Below are 18,563 nucleotides of genomic sequence, written 5' to 3'. Positions count from 1 at the left end.
TTATTATCTGGTGGCTTGTATTTACACGTTATGATTTGAATCAAGTTGCGGAGACTTAGCGTATTTTTTAAGTACTTGTGCCACGTCTTCTTTTGCCTTTAAGCGTCTTATTTCATCAAAAAGCTGATTAGCTTGTGGGTATTGGCGCTTTAAATAGCCAAGCCATTGCTTAGTACGCGAGGCGAAATATTTTTCATCTTGTGAAGGGTCTTGGTGAATAGCGGAGTGGATTAGGTGGTAAATAATATGTTCCCACTCTAAAGCATTATATTGTTCATTATTCACATGAGCTTTAATTTTTTTTGCTAAATCTGGATGCGACAATGCACCACGGCCCAGCATTAAGTCAGTACACTGGCTACGTTTTTGGCAAAGTAGGGCATCTTCTACTTGCCAAATTTCGCCGTTTGCAACCACCGCTATATTTTTATTTTTGATTAATGGGGGGATTTTTTCCCAGTATGCGGGCGGGTTATATCCATCGCGCTTAGTACGGGCATGAATAGCAACACTGTTAGCGCCTGCGCTAACCACAGCATCTACAATTTCTTGGCTATTGCTGTCATCATCAAAGCCCAAGCGAATTTTTGCACTGACTTCGTGATTATTATCTACAGCATCTCTTACAGCTTTAATAATGTTATACATGTGCTCAGGGTCTTTAAGTAAGACAGCGCCACCACGGCTTTTGTTTACTGTTTTAGCTGGGCAACCAAAATTAAGGTCAACCCCGTGAGAGCCTAACTTTATGGCTTTCACTGCGTTTTCGGCAAGCACATCGGCTACTTGACCTAGCAACTGTATACGCACAGGTGTTCTGGCCCGAGTTAATCCATTATTATTGAGCTCAGGGCAATAACGCTGAAACACTTTATCAGGCAAACATTTGTCGATAACTCTTACGAACTCTGTTACGCATAGATCAAAACCACCAATATCGGTGAGTAGTTGGCGCATTTTAAAATCAACAACACCTTCCATAGGCGCTAAAACTAGTTTCATAGAGAACTTTCATCGAAAAATTGGATGCATAGTTTACCTGTAAACTTAGGTTTGATAAATCTCAATTTACTGTCCATATTTGTTTAGATAAATTTAAAAAGTAAAAAAAATGAAAATAAATGAAAGTTTTTATTTCAATACAGGTCTACTTAACTATACAAACAACGCATAAATGAAAATAATCGTTTAAACGTTACCTTAATACAAACCTTGAATAAGAGAGTCATACAATGAATACAGTAAAGAAAAATTCAATCGCGTTAACCCTTGGTGCAGTAGTTGTTGGCTCTGCAAGTTTTGTGTCTGCAGACGTTCAAGCAAACCCTTTTGAGTTTCAGCAATTAGTGACAGGTTACCAGTTAGATGCTGCTGAAGGTAAGTGCGGCGAAGGTAAATGTGGTGGCGATGCTAAAGGCGAAAAAGAAGGAAAATGCGGCGAAGGCAAATGTGGCGGCGATGCCAAAGGAAAAAAAGAAGGTAAGTGCGGAGAAGGCAAATGTGGCGGCGACGCAAAAGGTAAAAAAGAAGGTAAGTGCGGCGAAGGCAAATGTGGCGGCGACGCAAAAGGTAAAAAAGAAGGTAAGTGCGGCGAAGGCAAATGCGGCGGCGAAGCAAAAGGTAAAAAAGAAGGTAAATGCGGCGAAGGCAAATGTGGTGGCCAATAATACGCTGATTTAAATACCTGAGTCACTCAGATATACGTTATGCTAAAAGGGCCAAAAGGCCCTTTTTGTTTAAGGAGACAATAATGATACCAACAAAAAATTCAGAGCTTGGCATGGTCGGATTAGGCCTTCGGCGCGAAATGCTCGATGAGCTACTTGAACACGTTCCTCAACAAGTCGATTTTATGGAAGTAGCACCAGAAAACTGGCTTAAGTTGGGGGGACGCTTTAAAAAGCAATTTAAAACCCTAACCGATGCTAATAATTTTGTGTGTCATGGTTTGTCACTTTCAATAGGATCGCCTGAGCCTCTTGATATTGCGTTTGTTAAATCGCTAAAATCATTTTTTGACGAGCATAATATTAAGCTATACAGCGAGCATTTAAGCTATTGTTCGGGTACGGGCCATATGTATGATCTGATGCCAATCCCTTTTACAGATGATGCTGTTGCGCATGTAGTAGCACGTATTAAACAAGTGCAAGATATTTTAGAGCGCCAATTAGTAATTGAAAATGTGTCTTATTATGGTGCGCCAGGTCAACAGTTGTCAGAGCTTGAGTTTACTAATGCAATTTTAGAGCAAGCTGACTGTAAGTTATTATTAGATGTAAATAATATATATGTAAACTCAGTGAATCATGGTTATAACGCTGAAGAATTTCTTTGTGGGTTACCCTCAAAGCGTATTGCTTATGGCCATGTAGCAGGGCACTACAATGAAGCAGACGATTTAATTGTAGATACACATGGCGCCGATGTAATTGACCCTGTTTGGCAATTGCTCGATAAAGCGTATCAACTCCATGGGGTATTTCCTACATTGTTAGAGCGTGACTTTAATATTCCTAGTATCAATGTGCTAACTAAAGAGCTAGATATTATTCACAATTTACAAAGCAAAAATGCAAGTGCAGCACTTACTCAGCAAACAGCGTAAATAAGGAAGGTAAATGAGCTTTATTGATACGCAAAACGAATTTATGGCCCATATACGAGAGCCAAATACGCAAAAAAAACCTATCGATATTGAAGATAGACGCATGGCAATCTACCGTGATTTATTTTTTAATAATATTGAAGGGTTTATATCCTCTGGTTTTCCGGTGCTTAAAACACTCTATACCGAGCAACAGTGGAAAACACTTGTAAGAGCGTTCTTTAGTGAGCATGACTGCCAATCCCCCTATTTTTTAGATATAGCAGGGGAATTTATCAGCTACTTATCGAGTAGTTATAAAATGAAACAAAGCGATCCTGTTTTTATGCTAGAGCTTGCTCATTATGAGTGGGTAGAGCTTGATGTATCTGTGGCGAATGAAAGCCCTGATGAACAACCTTTAAAAAGTACAGAATTAACCAGCTCGCTTCTTTATTTATCTAGCGTAGCGCGAAATTTGAGTTATCAATTTGCTGTTCAAAATATAAGTACGCAGTTTTTGCCTACAAAGCCCTCAGAGCAGCCCAATTACTTTGTAGTGTACAGAGATAGCGATGATGACGTGCAGTTTTTAGCCACTAATGCCATGACGGCGTTACTACTTACTATTATTGAAACAAGCGATGGTATTAATTTTGAGAGTATCTGTGAGCAAGTGGTATCGCATGCGCCTCAATTTAGCAAAGAACAAATTGCCCAAGGTGCATTAACTACCTTAAATGCAATGGCAGAACGCGGTGTTATAGTGACAAAAAATCAACATTAAGGTCTTTATTGATTATTTTACTTCGTCTATTATGGCAGCCTTATTTGTCGTGCTTAATAAAAGGTTGTACCAATGTCAGATGATAAAGACTTTAAAGATCCGTTTAACGCCACTTACTTCATTGCTTTTTTAGCCGTGTTTGCAGGTATTGGTTGTTTAAATGCGATTTTAGGCTGGATCACAAGCCTAACGTAATCCGTTGCCCTATTAAGGCTGTTTTGTTTATATCAGCCTTAAGCTTCTCTTTCCCCCTTTCTATATGTTTTTCAAACTGCCTTGGTATTAATCACAGCAAACTCGCAATTTAAGGCCAGTTAAGGTTATAATCAGCTGCTTTGAAATACAAACTATTGAGCAATTAAAATTATGACTCAAGTAACACCCGCTATTATTAAAAACAGTATCGCAACTATTGCTGACTACCCAAAACCAGGCATTATGTTTCGTGATGTAACCACATTAATGGCAAACCCAGAAGCCTTTAAAGCAACGATAGATGCTTTTATAAACGAATATAAAAACCAAGGCTTTACAAAAATTATTGGTACCGAATCACGTGGCTTCATTTTTGGGGCGCCACTGTCTTACGCCTTAGGGATCCCGTTTATTCCTGTGCGTAAGCCTGGTAAGTTACCGCGCGAAGTTATCCGTCAAGACTACCTACTTGAATACGGCGAAGACACCTTAGAATTACATGTAGATGCTATTGTCCCTGGCGACAAAGTGCTATTAGTTGACGATTTACTCGCAACGGGCGGCACAATTGAAGCTACCGCTAAATTAGTTGCTAAATTAGGTGGCGAAGCCACAGACGCTGCGTTTGTTGTATCTTTACCAGAACTTGGTGGTGAACAACGCATCGAAAAAATGGGCATTAAAATCTTAAAACTGGTTGAGTTTGAAGGCGAGTAATCGATGAGTTATCAGGTTCTAGCGAGAAAATGGCGTCCGCAAACCTTTCATGAATTGGTTGGGCAGTCACATGTAAAACAAGCGCTGGTTAATGCGCTTACACAAAATAGACTGCATCACGCGTATTTATTCACTGGAACTCGAGGTGTGGGTAAAACCACCATAGCGCGTATTTTTGCTAAAAGCTTAAACTGTGATGAAGGTATTTCGGCATCACCTTGTGGGCAATGTAGTAGCTGTACTGATATAGAAGCGGGTCGTTATATTGACCTACTTGAAATAGATGCAGCGTCGCGCACTAAAGTAGAAGATACCCGAGAAATCCTCGATAACGTTCAATATGCGCCTACGCGCGGACGTTACAAAGTATACCTAATCGATGAAGTTCACATGCTCTCAAAGCATAGTTTTAACGCACTTTTAAAAACGTTAGAAGAGCCACCAGAGCATGTGAAGTTTTTACTCGCAACCACCGATCCACAAAAGTTACCAGTTACCATTTTATCGCGTTGTTTACAGTTTAACTTAAATGCACTTTCGCAAAGTGAAATTAAAGCACAGCTTGATCATGTGCTTACTCAAGAGCAACTGAGCTTTGATAAAGATGCCCTTAGCATTATTGCAAAAGCGGCTGATGGCAGTATGCGCGACGCGCTTAGTTTAACAGACCAAGCCATTGCCCAAACTAACGGCGATATAAATAATCACGCTGTGCAAGCTATGCTGGGTTTAATGGATACCCATTACAGCCAAAGCCTATTGGCGGCATTACTTGCACAAGACGGTAGCGCGCTAATGAGCGAAATAGCGCAAGTAGCAAGCCGCAACCCTAATTATATTGCATTATTAGATGATTTAATTGCACTTACTCACCTAGTTCAGTTAACGCAACTAGTACCGCAAGCGGCAGAGCTTGACGATAAAAACGCAGATTATATTAGCCATGTAGCGCAACATACTGATGCGCAGCAAATTCAGGTTTATTACCAGCTGCTATTAAATGGCAAAAAAGATTTACAATGGGCACCAGAGCCGCGTTTAGGCTTTGAAATGATTATGCTACGCCTATTAGCATTTGAATCTGTAGGTACACATAATGTGCAACCAGCGAGCAATGAGCAGCCAACAGGCTCAACCCCACAAGCCACTATAAATAGCAAAGGCCGTGCTGAAGCATTGCGGGATATATTAAATAAAAACAAATCAGCGCCAAGTACTTCATCATCAGCCTCTACAGTGGTTAGTTCGCCAGACAGAGTAGATACTGAGCAAAGCTTGCAACCGACAGAGCAAGCGCAGTCAAATGAACAAACGCAAAAAAATATACATCAAGCTGATACAAGTTCGCCATTAGCACCTGATACACAAGCTAGTGAAACAGATCACGCCAGCGAGCAGCAAATAGCGCCCATGCAAAGCGATGAGCAAGCGCAGCGCCGAAGCGAAGATGAAGCCTACATGCAGCACAGTGATGTAGAGCAAGATTTAGCAGCGCAGTTTGATGATGTAATGAGCAGCGCTATTGATCAAGGTTTTAGCCCTGCAAATAACATTGAACATTCAAATGATGTCGCTGAGCAAGCTGCTCAAACACCATCAAGTAGCGTAGTAGAGCAAGAAGCACAAGCGCAGTCGGCTATTGCAAGAATATTGCGTGATAGAAATATATCGGGCGCAGGTAGGCTCTCTGGTACAAACATAAATACAGCTGAGCCAAAACCAGCCCCAAAAACAAATACACAAGAAGATTTCAGCCCTCCAGCAGTTCAACAAGACTTTAGTGATATAAAGCAAGACGAGCCTCTCGACTCTCCGCCTTGGGCTAATAGCAATGAAGGCGAGAGTGAAAAAAAGCCTAAGCTCCCAGTAACAGGGAGCCAAACGAAAGCTGAGACGCAAATTCAAAGTCAGCCTGTACGTAAGGTTGATTTTAAAGAAAAACATCAAACCATAACCGAAAATTTAGCGCCTGAGTTACTTGAGCAAATTAACCCGCAAAAAAAGCCAGAGGTTGTTGAGCAAGAGACAAGCATACCGGTGCCTGATGATTTTCAAAGCCCAATTAGCGAAATTAAGTTTGCACACCAGCAAGACGAGTGGGCCTATTTAATTAAACGTATGGGGCTAGGTGGGCGTATGCGCCAATTTGCATTGCACTCAATTTTTACTAAGCAAGGCAATAGTTTACACATTGATGTAGATGAATCTCAAAAACACTTAGATACGCCAGTATTAAGACAAAAGCTCGATGCCGCACTATCGAGCATTTATGAGCATAATGTGTCACTCAGTATTAATTTTGCAAAAGGGGTGATTGATTCGCCTTACTTAATACAGCAAAAGATAGATGCAGGGCGTCACCAGCAAGCTATTGATGTGATCACATCGGATGAAAACATAGTACAATTTCAGCAGCTATTTAGCGCCGAAATTGACGAAAACAGTATTCAGGCATTGTAATTAACTACAATCGCCCTTATCTTCATGACAAATAGAGCTTAAAAGAAAGAGAGAAAATTATGTTTAAAGGTGGAATGGGTAACATGATGAAGCAAGCGCAGCAAATGCAAGAGCGCATGCAAAAAGCCCAAGACGAAATCGCAACTATGGAAGTAGTTGGTGAAGCAGGCGCAGGACTTGTAAAAGTAACCATGCTTGGTAACCATAACGTTCGTCGTGTTGAGCTTGATGAAAGCCTAATGGAAGATGACAAAGACATGATTGAAGATTTACTTGCAGCAGCATGTAATGATGCCGTTCGCCGTGTAGCAGATGAAACACAAGAGCGTATGGGCAAAGTAACTGGCGGTATGCAATTACCACCAGGTATGAAAATGCCGTTTTAAGCAAATATGCAACTTTCAGATAGCCTAACTCAGCTTATAGAAGCGCTACGTTGCCAACCGGGCATTGGCCCTAAGTCGGCTCAGCGTATTGCTTTTCACTTATTAGAGCGCGACCGTAAAGGGGGCACTCAACTAGGTAATGCATTGACCAAAGCCATGAGTGCTGTTGGGCATTGCCAGTCGTGTCGTACTTTTGCCGAGCAAGCGCAGTGTGATATTTGCCTCAGTACAAAACGCCAAGATAGCGGTGTTTTGTGTGTAGTTGAATCGCCCACTGACGTACTAGCAATTGAGCAAACAGGCCAGTATTTAGGCTTGTATTTTGTGCTTATGGGTCATTTATCGCCAATTGATGGTATAGGCCCTAAAGAGATAGGTCTTGATGTATTAGAGCAAAAGCTATCTCATGGCGGTATTAACGAAGTGATTTTAGCTACCAACCCCACGGTTGAAGGCGAAACCACCGCGCATTATATTGCTCAGCTTTGCCATAAATACAAAGTAGGTGCATCGCGAATAGCACACGGTATACCTGTTGGTGGTGAGCTTGATTTGGTAGATGGTACAACATTAATGCACGCATTTAGCGGTCGACGCGCCGTAATGCAAGAGTAAAGCAGCAATCTGAAACTGATTTTAAAAGCCTACATAGTAAAATATGTGGGCTTTTTTGTGTTTGCTTTGAGATTACCGTATAAAGTAACGTGATATAAATTAGACACATTTCAAAATGTTAATCGCAGTTAGCTTAATTAGGCGGTGAAATTGTCGAAGAGCCTTAAGTAAAAGGTTATTAAGAATAATTAAGTAGTACTGTAGCTTGAGAATAAGGAGTGTTATGCAAAATAATAAACAACAAGCACAAGGGAGCTTACTAGGTAGTAAGCGGTTTTTGCCCCTTTTTGTTACGCAGTTTTTATCGGCTATGAACGATAATGTTTATAAGCAATCTGTGCTTATTTTATTGGTGTTTCAGGCTGCCACACTCGGTGATGGCGCGCTTTACTCAAACTTAGCTGCGGGCTTATTTATATTACCGTTTTTTTTATTTTCAGGAATGGCAGGGCAACTTGCTGAAAAAACAGAAAAATCAAAGCTCATACGGCTTGTTAAATTTTGCGAAATACCGATTATGGTAATAGGGGCGGCCTCTATTTTTACGCAATATGTGTGGCTAATGCTTACAACCGTGTTTTTTATGGGGCTGCAAAGCACCTTTTTTGGCCCACTCAAGTACTCTATTTTACCGCAGCACGTTGCACCTAACGAATTAACAAAAGCAAATGGCTTAGTTGAATCAGCCACGTTTGTAGCCATTTTATTAGGCACTATTTTTGGCACCTATTATATTACGCAAACAACAGGCCCAGCGGTAATCAGTATCGCGGTATTGGTGTTAGCTGTACTTGGCTTTTTAAGTAGCCGGTTTATTCCTATTAGTGAAGCGAACGATGCAAACTTGCACTTTACCTATAATATTTTTTCTTCCACTAAAAATGTATTTAAAGCATTAAACGCACAAACTGAGTCGGTTGGTAAATCGGTACTGGGGATCAGTTGGTTTTGGCTTATTGGTGCGGTTATTTTAACGGCGTTACCTAATTACGTTAAACATGTTATGGGTGGCGATGAGCTTGTTGTTACTAGTGCGCTGGTGGTGTTTTCATTAAGTATAGCGATAGGCTCGCTTTTATGTGAAAAGCTCTCGCGCTCACGTATTGAGCTTGGCATTGTGCCTTTTGGCGCTATTTTAATAACGCTCTTTTTGTATTTGTTAAGCCAAGAACCCGCAATTGATACTTATATTGCCCCAAGCGAAAATTTATTAACCCTTGAGCAAGTTTTAAATACCGGCGATATGATCTGGCATTTTATTTGGATGGCAGGCATTGGTATAGCATCAGGCTTTTACACAGTACCACTTTATGCGTTAATTCAGCAGCGCACACAGGAATCTAGTCGCTCGCGCGTTATTGCTGCTAATAATGTGCTTAACGCGTTATTTATGGTTGGCAGCGCCATATTAAGTATTGTCACGCTGTCTGTTTTACAGTGGCATATTTCGTCACTGCTATTATTATTAGCAGGCCTTAACTTACTTATTTCTGTATATATTTATACTAAAGTACCTGAGTTTTTCTTACGCTTTGTTATTTATATTTTAGCGATATGTATGTACCGCGTACGAACAAAAGGCGAGTCTAATATCCCCTCTGAAGGGGCGGCGGTGATTGTTGCAAACCACGTAAGCTTTGTAGATTGGATGTTTATTTTAGCTGCTTCACCTAGGCCTATTCGCTTTATGGTGTTTGCACCTATTTATTATTCTCCTGCTTTACATTGGTTATTTAAAATGGCTAAAGCCATTCCCATCGATAGCGAAAAAGCCAACCCTAAAGCGTTTGCCAAAGCATTTGATGAGGTAGCCGATGCACTTGAACGCGGTGAGTTAGTCGGTATCTTCCCTGAAGGAAAACTTACAAGCACTGGTGATATGGATATGTTTAGGCGCGGTGTAGAGCGCATTATTGAGCGCACACCCGTGCCGGTAATACCCGTGCACTTAGACGGGCTGTGGGGCAGTATGTTTAGCCGCAAAGCGAAGTGGCAACTACCTCGGCTTAAATGGTCACTGGTATCGGTAAGCGTAGGTGAGCCGCTAGCGCCTGAGCAGGTGAGTGCTGATGAGCTACACGAGCAAGTAAGCAATTTAAAAGCCCGCTATAGTAAAAATACACAGTAACGCATCTCTAAAGCCACTTTTGAAGTGGCTTTTTTATTTGCCCTACCTTTAAGCTTTTTTTAAATTTTCCCTTGAAGTTATTTTACCTCACCCCATATTAAGTGCATAACGCAGACACTTTGCTAATTGGAGATACATAAATGACTGCAGCACAAAAAGAAACATTAGGCTTTCAAACAGAAGTAAAACAACTATTAAACTTAATGATTCATTCGTTATATTCGAATAAAGAAATATTTTTACGCGAACTTGTATCAAACGCATCTGATGCGGCCGATAAACTACGCTTTTTAGCGCTTTCAAATGGCGACCTATATCAAGGTGACGCCGACCTACGAGTTCGTATAAGTGCAGATAAAGACGCAAACACCATTACTATTTCTGATAACGGTATTGGTATGAAGCGCGATGAAGTAATTAGCTCTTTAGGCACAATTGCTAAATCGGGTACTGCAGAATTTTTCAAAAACTTAACTGGCGACCAAAGTAAAGATTCGCAGTTAATTGGTCAATTTGGTGTTGGTTTTTACTCAGCATTTATTGTGGCTGATGAAGTAACCGTGCGCACTCGTAAAGCAGGCGAGACAACAGCCGTTGAATGGCAATCACAAGGTGAGGGCGAGTACACACTTCAAGAAATTGAAAAAGAAGGCCGTGGTACCGACATTATTTTACACCTTCGTGAAGAAGAAAAAGAATACGCTGATGAGTACCGCCTACGTAGCATTGTAACTAAATATTCAGATCATATTTCTACGCCAGTACAAATGTACAAAGCAGAAGTTCCTGAATCAGAAGGTGAAGACGGCGAAAAAATCCCAGCAGTGCCAGGTGAGTGGGAAAGTATTAACCGTGCTACCGCATTATGGACGCGTGATAAGTCAGAGCTTTCTGATGATGAATACAAAGAGTTTTACAAGCACGTAAGCCATGATTGGGAAGAGCCTCTTAGCTGGGCACATAATAAGGTTGAAGGTAAAACTGAATACACCAGCCTTTTATATATCCCTAAAAAAGCCCCATTTGATTTATGGAACCGTGAACGTCAAAGCGGCCTAAAACTATACGTTCAACGTGTATTTATCATGGACGACGCTGAGCAGTTTATGCCGAGCTACCTGCGCTTTGTAAAAGGTTTACTCGATTCAAACGATTTACCGCTTAATGTATCGCGTGAAATTTTACAAGATAACAAAGTAACGCAAGCTATCCGTAAAGGGTGCACATCACGCATATTAAAAATGCTTGAGCGTATGGCCAAAAACAAAGCCGAAGACTACCAAACATTTTGGAATGAGTTTGGCCAAGTTATTAAAGAAGGCCCAGCAGAAGACGCAGCAAATAAAGAAGCGATTGCTAAATTGCTACGTTTTTCATCAACGCATACTGACTCAGAAACACAAGATGTATCGCTTGAGCAATACATTGAGCGTATGAACGATGAGCAAGATAAAATTTACTACGTAGTTGCTGACTCGTTTACAGCAGCTAAAAACTCACCACACTTAGAGATCTTCCGCAAAAAAGGCATTGAAGTATTACTGCTAAGTGACCGTGTGGATGAGTGGATGATGAGCCACTTAACAGAGTTTAATGAAAAGTCGTTCCAGTCAATTACGCGTGGTGATTTAGACCTAGGTAAACTTGACGACGAAGAAACTAAAAAGGCACAAGAAGAGTCTGAAAAAGAAGTAGCAGGTTTAGTTGAGCGTATTAAAACCGCCCTTGGCGAAGACGTTAAAGAGGTGCGTTTTACTCACCGCTTAACAGACTCTCCAGCATGTGTAGTGAGCGATGAAGACGACATGAGCTCACAAATGCAAAAATTAATGGAATCAGTAGGCCAAGCTGTACCAGAAGCTAAGCCAGTGTTTGAGCTAAACCCTGAGCATCAGTTAGTTAAGCATCTAAACGATGAGCAAGACGAAGACAAGTTTGCCCAGTGGTCTCATGTATTATTAGACCAAGCACTGCTTGCAGAGCGCGGTACGTTAAAAGACCCTACAGGGTTTGTAACACGCCTTAATAAGCTAATGCTTGATTTAAGCAAGTAATGCTAATAGCTGTTTTATATAGCTAAAAAGCTTAAAGTTTATACATATTTAAAAAGGAAGCACGCGCTTCCTTTTTTTATGCCTCGTAAAGTAGGCAATTAGTATAAGTTGCTTGAGTATCAGCGGCGCTTATGGAAGAATTCAGCCTTTATAATAAACTTCCATACTAGGGGACAATGATATGCGCATTATTCTTTTGGGCGCGCCAGGTGCTGGTAAAGGTACTCAAGCTCAGTTTTTAATGGACAAATACGGTATTCCACAAATTTCTACCGGTGATATGCTTCGTGCAGCCATTAAAGAAGGTACACCACTTGGTCTAGAAGCTAAAAAAGTAATGGACGCTGGTCAGCTAATTTCTGACGATATCATCATCGGTTTAGTAAAAGAGCGTATTGCTAAGCCAGATTGTGAGCAAGGCTTTTTACTTGATGGTTTCCCACGTACGATTCCACAAGCTGATGCAATGAAAGAAAATGGCGTGGTGGTTGATCACGTTATTGAATTCGATGTTGCTGATGAAGTAATTGTTGAGCGTATGGGCGGACGTAGAGTACACCCTGGCTCTGGCCGCGTATACCACGTAGTTTACAATCCACCAAAAGTGGAAGGTAAAGACGATGAAACAGGCGAAGAGCTAATTATCCGTGCCGACGATACAGAAGAGACTGTACGTAAACGTTTAGGTATTTACCATGAGCAAACAATGCCATTGGTTGATTACTACCAAGCAGAAGCTAAAGCGGGTAACACGCAATACCATAAGCTAGATGGTACTCAAGCTGTAGATACTGTAAGTCAGCAACTTGCTAAACTTTTAGGCTAAACAGCCAGTTAATATTTAGCATTAAAAAAAACCGCCGTTGGCGGTTTTTTTATATTTAATTAAATAAATTAACAGCCTAAAGCGCTTTAAGCCTTTCAATGACCTCATCGTACTTAGGCTCAGTAGATAAATTGCTTACTAGTTGCTTATAAACAACGGTGTGGCTTTTATCTAAAATAATTACAGCGCGCGTTAGTAGCCCCATATCTTTTATGATCAAACCATATTTTTGTCCAAAATCACGCCATACAGAGTCAGAAAGTGCAGTCACTTTATCTATATTCTCTGCCTTGCAAAAACGCTTTTGAGCAAATGGTAAATCGGCACTAATCGTAAGCATGGCAATACCTGGGTATTGCGCGGCTACTTTTTCGTTAAAGTGTTTAGTCTGTAAGCTACAAATACCGGTATCTAAGCTTGGCACAACACTTATTAATACAGCTTGGCCTTTGTAGTCATCAAGTGTGACCGGTGCAAAACCACCATCAACCACTTTAAAGTTGGGCGCATTATCGCCCACTGCTACCCCAGTGCCTAGCAAGGTGACTGGTTTGCCTTGTGCTGACACTTTACCTGCATCAAGCGTGTTTTCTGGGTACTGTGAAGCGTGGCTAACTGTGCACAAAGCGAACGTGCTCAGTGCAAATATAAGAGAGCGTACCATAGGTTATTTCCTTTTAAATTAACGCAATAGGCGACAGTGTATTATACTGATAATCGCTTACCAAGCGATTAAATAACGTTTAAAGGCCAGTAATAAATTCTGTGATATAAAAAATTGTAAACTGATAGAACTTTTATTAACATGTAGTTACAAAATGTATCTTTAATAAAGTCCTATGACCTATTGACAGTAGTGGGTTTAATAATAGAGAGATAGTATGTCAACATCAGTATTAATATGTGACGACTCAAAATTAGCGAGGCGTCAGCTAGCTCGCTCTTTGCCAGATGACTGGGATATTAAAGTAGAGTTTGCTCAAGATGGTGTTGATTGCATCAAACAATTAAAAATAATCGAACCTGAAATACTTTTTCTTGATTTAAACATGCCTGAAATGGATGGCTATGAAGTGCTCATGGCTATGAAAGAGCAGGGCTTAAATATCCTCACTGTGGTTGTATCGGGTGATATACAGCCCAATGCGCATCAACGTGTACTAGAGCTTGGCGCTATTGATTTCATTCAAAAGCCTTGCTCAGCTGAAAAACTTGCAGATATTATTGAACATCATGGCATTAAAGATAAAGCCATGCGTGAACGCCTTGCCCATTCATTAGGTGAACAAGTTGACCCTGATGTGCGTGATATATACCAAGAATTAACAAACGTAGCTATGGGCCAAGCCGGAGACTTACTCGCGCGGCTTTTAAATGTATTTGTAGAACTTCCTATTCCTAACGTTAACATTTTAGAAGTTAACGAATTAGATATGGCGCTGCAGTCGATCGATAATAATGCTGCCACCTCAGGTGTATGCCAAGGCTTTATTGGCGGTGGTGTGTCGGGGGAGGCACTACTATTACTAAATGATTCGAGTTTTAAAGAAATCGCGTCCTTAATGAACTACGATGGCGAGCTTAACGATAAAGTTGAACTTGAGCTATTGATGGATATTAGCAATATACTGATTGGATCAATATTAACGGGTCTTTCAAAGCAACTAGATATGCCATTTAGTCAAGGTCATCCTATTGTACTTGGTCAGCACCGTGATGTGTCTGATTTAGTAAAATCTAATAAATCACGTTGGCAGCGAACCTTAGCAATTGAAATAAGCTACGGCATCGAGAACCATGACATTAACTGCGATCTCATGCTGTTATTTACTGAAGATTCACTTAAAACTTTGAAATACAAAGTTGCTTACCTACTAGAAGATTAATATATGGCCGCTGATTTAGAAATGAATGAGATCCATTGGTTAATGGATATGTTTAATACAGTCGATGTTGGCCTAGTGGTACTCGATAGAAACTACAAAGTGTGTATTTGGAATGGTTTTATGGAAAATCATTCTGGATTATTACCAAGTGCTGTAAAAGATAAAGATTTATTCGATTTATTTCCTTCAATTGATGAAAAATGGTTTAGAAGCAAATCAGAGTCGGTTTTTGTTCTAAAAAACCGCTCATTTACTATTTGGGAACAGCAACCTTATATTTTCCGCTTTAAAAATTATCGCCCAATAACAGGCAAAGCGGATTATATGTATCAAAACGCCACATTTATACCGCTTACAAATACCCTAGGTGAGGTCAGTCACATATGTATTATTATTTATGATGTGACAGATGTTGCGGTTAATAAAAAAGAGCTAGAAGATTTAAATAAGCGACTAGAGCAAGTGAGTCAAACCGATAGCTTAACGCAGTTATTTAATCGTGGGCACTGGGAAAGTACGCTCCATCAAGAGTTTTTAAGAGTTAAGCGTAGTGGTGGTAACAGTACTTTACTAATGTTTGATATTGACCATTTTAAAAAAGTTAATGATGAACATGGCCATAGTTGTGGAGATGAAGCTCTGCGCCATTTATCGACTCTTTTAAAAACCACTCTACGCGAAACAGATATAGCAGGGCGTTACGGCGGGGAAGAGTTTGTAGTTACCTTACTTGATACCGACAAACAAGGTGCTGCCACATTTGCTGAGCGCTTAAGAGCCTTAATTGAGACTAATCCGTTTATTTATAAAAATGCCAAAATTGAGCTGACAGTGAGTATTGGTTTGGCGGGCAATAGTAATGACTTTACTCGCCACGAGCGCTGGATAGAGGCTGCCGATAAAGCGCTTTATTACTCTAAAGAACATGGCCGAAACCGCGTAACGGCTTATGGTGATATAAAAAATGACGCTTAAGCGTCATTTAAAAGGTATTTACGCTGTGGTGTTTGCTTAGCATGTTGTAATGCCTAATGTGCGTAGTTAACAAAACCTATTAAGGCGAGCAGTTTCTACTATTCGTTTTATTTACTTAGTTGTATGGCGATCATCATCAACGGGGCATTGCCCTAAGGTGGTTACCTCGCCTGTATTTGTCTCTTGCTCCAATCTAACCTTAAACCCCCACAACCTGTAAAGATGTTTTAAAACTTCTTCATGGGAGCTTGCAAGTGGTATTTTATTGTGCGGCACATAACGCAAAGTTAATGACCGGTCGCCTCTAATATCAACATTATACACTTGAATATTAGGCTCATGGTTACTCAAATTGTACTGTGCCGAGAGGGCTTCTCGTACCGCTTTATAGCCGCTGTCGTTATGAATAGCACCTACTTCTAAATGTGCATTATTAGCGTGATCCACAATAGTAAACAACTTAAAGTCGCGAATTAATTTAGGTGATAAAAACTGGCTAATAAAACTCTCATCTTTAAAGTTTTCCATAGCAAAGTGGAGTGTGTCTAACCAGTTGCTGCCAGCGTATTGTGGAAACCAGCGTTTGTCTTCTTCGGTTGGATTTTCGCAGATGCGGCGAATATCCACCATCATATTAAAACCCAATGCATACGGATTTATACCCGAGTAATAGTTACTGTTATAAGGTGGCTGATAAACTACATTGGTGTGGCTTTGTAAAAACTCCATCATAAAAGAGTCGGTTAATTTACCTTCATCATATAAGTGGTTCAAAATGGTGTAGTGCCAAAAAGTAGCCCATCCTTCGTTCATAACTTGGGTTTGTTTTTGCGGGTAAAAATACTGTGAAATTTTTCGAACTATGCGTATTACTTCTCGTTGCCAAGACTCCAATAGCGGGGCGTTTTTTTCTATAAAGTATAAAATATTTTCTTGGGGTTCTTGCGGAAAATGCCTTATTTGCTTTTTAGCTTCTTGTTGTTGGGCTGGAATAGTACGCCATAGCTCGTTAACTTGTGATTGCATGTAATCTTCGCGTTCTTTTTGACGCTTTTGTTCTTCAAATAATGATATTTGCTGCGGGCGTTTATATCTATCTACACCGTAATTCATAAGGGCATGACAAGAATCAAGAAGGCTTTCTACCTGCGTTATGCCGTATTTTTCTTCGCAGCGGCTAATATAATTTTTAGCAAATACTAGATAATCTATAATTGAGTCAGCATCGGTCCAAGTTTTAAATAAATAATTACCTTTAAAAAATGAGTTATGACCATAGCATGCATGAGCCATTACCAAAGCCTGCATAGGAAGCGTGTTTTCTTCCATTAAATAAGCAATACACGGGTTAGAATTTATAACAATTTCGTACGCCAGGCCCATTTGCCCACGTTTATAGTTTTGCTCTGTTTGAATAAACTTTTTGCCATAAGACCAATGACTGTATCCAATAGGCATCCCCACGCTAGAATACGCATCCATCATTTGCTCAGCGGTTATTACCTCAATTTGATTAGGGTAAGTATCTAACCGGTAATGCGTGGCAACACGGGCAATTTCACTCTGATATTGCTCTAGTAAGTCAAAGGTCCAATCTGGGCCATCGCTAATACGTTTATCGTTCATAGTACACCTCGCTTAGGCTAAGCAGCCCCTTGCTGTTGACGATTTTTTTTAAATAGCTCCCTAAACATAGGGTAAATGTCTTCAACGCTTTGAATGTGCTGTATTGCAAAGTTGCTATGTGTTTGGGTGATCCCTTGATATTCGCGCCACAAGCTTTGGTGTGCACGTGTAGTAATTTCTATGTAGGCAAAATAGCGTACGTCCTTAAGTAGCTTATTACGCAAAATTTCACCGCAATGTGGGGTGTCATCAGCCCAATTATCGCCATCAGATGCTTGTGCTGCGTAAATATTCCATTGCTCAGAGTCGTAGCGCTCTTTTATTATTTCGTTCATTAATTTAAGTGCGCTAGAAACAATGGTTCCCCCAGTTTCTTGAGAATAAAAAAACTCTTGCTCGTCTACTTCTTTTGCTTGGGTATGATGGCGTATATAAACCACTTCAATGTCTTTGTAGCTGCGGGTTAAAAATTGATAGAGCAAAATATAAAAGCGTTTAGCCATATCTTTTGTGGCTTGGTCCATAGAGCCCGACACATCCATAATACAAAACATCACCGCTTTGCTGGTGGGGTGAGGGCGCTTTTCATAGTTACGAAAGCGTAAATCATAGTTATCAATAAACGGCACGGCTTTAATTTGCTGTTTTAGTAATGCTATGTCTTCTTGTAGCAAAGCAATTGCTGCTTTATCGCTTTGAGGTTGTTCAAGCTCCATTGCAAGTTCGCCCTCAAGCTGTGCTAAGTGCCTTTTTTTACCTGCGCTCATCGCAACTCTTCTAGCAAGAGAGCCTTGAAGTGAGCGCACTATATCAATGTTACTAGGCATGCCATCGCTACAAAAACCCGCGCGATGAGTTTTCATTTGTACAAGTTTATCAAGTTGGTTTTCTTGAAGGTTGGGCAGCTCTAAATCCTCAAACAGTAAATCTAAGTATTCGTCCTTAGAAATAGAAAACACAAAATCATCTTGGCCTTCGCCAGAGTCGCTAGCATCACCTTCTCCTGCGCCCCCACCTTGTGAACCTTTAGGGCGTTCAATCTTATCGCCGGTAGAAAACTGATCATTACCCGGGTGAATTTGCTCGCGGTCTCCGCCTTTTCCTTGATGAAAAATAGGTTCGCTAATATCTCGCTGTGGGATTGAAATGCTCTCCCCAGAGCTTGAGTCGGTAACACTACGTTTATTTACAGCATCAGATACCGCTTCTTTTATTTGTTTTTTATAGCGCCTAATAAAGCGCTGACGATTAAGTGTGCTTTTGTTTTTACCGTTTAAACGTCTATCTATAAAATGCGCCATACTGTTCCCCCTAAACTGCG

The 18,563-nt window shown here is 40.5% G+C and carries 17 protein-coding genes; 13 read left to right on the top strand and 4 right to left on the bottom strand.

Annotated elements, in window-relative coordinates; all coding sequences use genetic code 11:
* Positions 1–21: 21 nt before the first annotated feature.
* Complete coding sequence (locus PESP_RS10585) at positions 22–1,002, bottom strand: tRNA-dihydrouridine synthase (protein WP_089348006.1); 981 nt, start codon at positions 1,000–1,002, stop codon at positions 22–24.
* Positions 1,003–1,232: 230 nt separating this feature from the next.
* On the opposite strand from PESP_RS10585, the gene PESP_RS10580 reads away from it, so the two are divergent.
* The 11 genes from PESP_RS10580 to adk all read left to right on the top strand — a co-directional run bounded on the left by PESP_RS10580 (position 1,233) and on the right by adk (position 12,755).
* On the top strand, positions 1,233–1,667 hold the full coding sequence (locus tag PESP_RS10580; RefSeq protein WP_089348005.1) for an HvfA family oxazolone/thioamide-modified RiPP metallophore: 435 nt from the start codon (positions 1,233–1,235) through the stop codon (positions 1,665–1,667).
* Between the two features lie 83 nt (positions 1,668–1,750).
* Complete coding sequence (locus tag PESP_RS10575) at positions 1,751–2,608, top strand: HvfB family MNIO-type RiPP peptide maturase (RefSeq protein WP_443094119.1); 858 nt, start codon at positions 1,751–1,753, stop codon at positions 2,606–2,608.
* Between the two features lie 13 nt (positions 2,609–2,621).
* Positions 2,622–3,374 (top strand): HvfC family RiPP maturation protein, encoded by a 753-nt coding sequence (locus PESP_RS10570; RefSeq protein ID WP_089348004.1) that lies wholly within the window; start codon positions 2,622–2,624, stop codon positions 3,372–3,374.
* A 72-nt stretch (positions 3,375–3,446) separates the two neighbouring features.
* Complete coding sequence (locus PESP_RS20695; RefSeq protein WP_008132255.1) at positions 3,447–3,569, top strand: hypothetical protein; 123 nt, start codon at positions 3,447–3,449, stop codon at positions 3,567–3,569.
* A gap of 171 nt (positions 3,570–3,740) precedes the next feature.
* A complete protein-coding gene (apt, locus tag PESP_RS10565; RefSeq protein ID WP_089348003.1) occupies positions 3,741–4,286 on the top strand; it encodes an adenine phosphoribosyltransferase in 546 nt (181 codons plus the stop codon).
* 3 nt (positions 4,287–4,289) lie between these two features.
* Positions 4,290–6,746: a DNA polymerase III subunit gamma/tau gene (dnaX, locus tag PESP_RS10560; RefSeq protein ID WP_089348002.1), complete on the top strand. Its 2,457-nt coding sequence runs from the start codon at positions 4,290–4,292 to the stop codon at positions 6,744–6,746.
* A gap of 59 nt (positions 6,747–6,805) precedes the next feature.
* Positions 6,806–7,132 (top strand): YbaB/EbfC family nucleoid-associated protein, encoded by a 327-nt coding sequence (locus PESP_RS10555; RefSeq protein ID WP_004588122.1) that lies wholly within the window; start codon positions 6,806–6,808, stop codon positions 7,130–7,132.
* Between the two features lie 6 nt (positions 7,133–7,138).
* Positions 7,139–7,747 carry a recombination mediator RecR gene (recR, locus tag PESP_RS10550; protein WP_089348001.1) on the top strand — a complete coding sequence of 203 codons (609 nt, stop codon included), beginning with the start codon at positions 7,139–7,141 and terminating at the stop codon, positions 7,745–7,747.
* Between the two features lie 223 nt (positions 7,748–7,970).
* On the top strand, positions 7,971–9,875 hold the full coding sequence (locus PESP_RS10545) for an MFS transporter (RefSeq protein WP_089348000.1): 1,905 nt from the start codon (positions 7,971–7,973) through the stop codon (positions 9,873–9,875).
* Between the two features lie 140 nt (positions 9,876–10,015).
* Complete coding sequence (gene htpG / locus PESP_RS10540) at positions 10,016–11,929, top strand: molecular chaperone HtpG (RefSeq protein WP_089347999.1); 1,914 nt, start codon at positions 10,016–10,018, stop codon at positions 11,927–11,929.
* A 181-nt stretch (positions 11,930–12,110) separates the two neighbouring features.
* Positions 12,111–12,755: an adenylate kinase gene (gene adk, locus PESP_RS10535; RefSeq protein WP_089347998.1), complete on the top strand. Its 645-nt coding sequence runs from the start codon at positions 12,111–12,113 to the stop codon at positions 12,753–12,755.
* A 76-nt stretch (positions 12,756–12,831) separates the two neighbouring features.
* On the opposite strand, the gene tpx is transcribed toward adk, so the two are convergent.
* Complete coding sequence (gene tpx, locus PESP_RS10530; RefSeq protein ID WP_089347997.1) at positions 12,832–13,419, bottom strand: thiol peroxidase; 588 nt, start codon at positions 13,417–13,419, stop codon at positions 12,832–12,834.
* 217 nt (positions 13,420–13,636) lie between these two features.
* Here tpx and PESP_RS10525 point away from each other — a divergent pair, with 217 nt between their 5' ends.
* Both PESP_RS10525 and PESP_RS10520 read left to right on the top strand, forming a co-directional pair.
* A complete protein-coding gene (locus PESP_RS10525; RefSeq protein ID WP_089347996.1) occupies positions 13,637–14,641 on the top strand; it encodes a response regulator in 1,005 nt (334 codons plus the stop codon).
* A 3-nt stretch (positions 14,642–14,644) separates the two neighbouring features.
* A complete protein-coding gene (locus tag PESP_RS10520) occupies positions 14,645–15,616 on the top strand; it encodes a sensor domain-containing diguanylate cyclase (RefSeq protein ID WP_089347995.1) in 972 nt (323 codons plus the stop codon).
* A 111-nt stretch (positions 15,617–15,727) separates the two neighbouring features.
* Here the strand turns inward: PESP_RS10520 and PESP_RS10515 are convergent, their stop codons facing one another.
* On the bottom strand, positions 15,728–17,242 hold the full coding sequence (locus PESP_RS10515; protein WP_089347994.1) for a SpoVR family protein: 1,515 nt from the start codon (positions 17,240–17,242) through the stop codon (positions 15,728–15,730).
* Positions 17,243–17,259: 17 nt separating this feature from the next.
* Positions 17,260–18,543, bottom strand: a complete 1,284-nt coding sequence (locus PESP_RS10510) for a YeaH/YhbH family protein (RefSeq protein ID WP_089347993.1) — start codon at positions 18,541–18,543, stop codon at positions 17,260–17,262.
* Positions 18,544–18,563 lie beyond the last annotated feature (20 nt).

Source organism: Pseudoalteromonas espejiana DSM 9414 (genome assembly GCF_002221525.1).
Lineage (GTDB): Bacteria > Pseudomonadota > Gammaproteobacteria > Enterobacterales > Alteromonadaceae > Pseudoalteromonas > Pseudoalteromonas espejiana.
This window is presented reverse-complemented; position numbering and strand designations above follow the sequence as displayed.

Bases quoted from the DNA above. Each gene is read 5' to 3' on its own strand.
- PESP_RS10585 (WP_089348006.1), bottom strand. From the start codon at position 1,002: ATGAAACTAGTTTTAGCGCCTATGGAAGGTGTTGTTGATTTTAAAATG.
- PESP_RS10580 (WP_089348005.1), top strand. From the start codon at position 1,233: ATGAATACAGTAAAGAAAAATTCAATCGCGTTAACCCTTGGTGCAGTA.
- PESP_RS10575 (WP_443094119.1), top strand. From the start codon at position 1,751: ATGATACCAACAAAAAATTCAGAGCTTGGCATGGTCGGATTAGGCCTT.
- PESP_RS10570 (WP_089348004.1), top strand. From the start codon at position 2,622: ATGAGCTTTATTGATACGCAAAACGAATTTATGGCCCATATACGAGAG.
- PESP_RS20695 (WP_008132255.1), top strand. From the start codon at position 3,447: ATGTCAGATGATAAAGACTTTAAAGATCCGTTTAACGCCACTTACTTC.
- apt (WP_089348003.1), top strand. From the start codon at position 3,741: ATGACTCAAGTAACACCCGCTATTATTAAAAACAGTATCGCAACTATT.
- dnaX (WP_089348002.1), top strand. From the start codon at position 4,290: ATGAGTTATCAGGTTCTAGCGAGAAAATGGCGTCCGCAAACCTTTCAT.
- PESP_RS10555 (WP_004588122.1), top strand. From the start codon at position 6,806: ATGTTTAAAGGTGGAATGGGTAACATGATGAAGCAAGCGCAGCAAATG.
- recR (WP_089348001.1), top strand. From the start codon at position 7,139: ATGCAACTTTCAGATAGCCTAACTCAGCTTATAGAAGCGCTACGTTGC.
- PESP_RS10545 (WP_089348000.1), top strand. From the start codon at position 7,971: ATGCAAAATAATAAACAACAAGCACAAGGGAGCTTACTAGGTAGTAAG.
- htpG (WP_089347999.1), top strand. From the start codon at position 10,016: ATGACTGCAGCACAAAAAGAAACATTAGGCTTTCAAACAGAAGTAAAA.
- adk (WP_089347998.1), top strand. From the start codon at position 12,111: ATGCGCATTATTCTTTTGGGCGCGCCAGGTGCTGGTAAAGGTACTCAA.
- tpx (WP_089347997.1), bottom strand. From the start codon at position 13,419: ATGGTACGCTCTCTTATATTTGCACTGAGCACGTTCGCTTTGTGCACA.
- PESP_RS10525 (WP_089347996.1), top strand. From the start codon at position 13,637: ATGTCAACATCAGTATTAATATGTGACGACTCAAAATTAGCGAGGCGT.
- PESP_RS10520 (WP_089347995.1), top strand. From the start codon at position 14,645: ATGGCCGCTGATTTAGAAATGAATGAGATCCATTGGTTAATGGATATG.
- PESP_RS10515 (WP_089347994.1), bottom strand. From the start codon at position 17,242: ATGAACGATAAACGTATTAGCGATGGCCCAGATTGGACCTTTGACTTA.
- PESP_RS10510 (WP_089347993.1), bottom strand. From the start codon at position 18,543: ATGGCGCATTTTATAGATAGACGTTTAAACGGTAAAAACAAAAGCACA.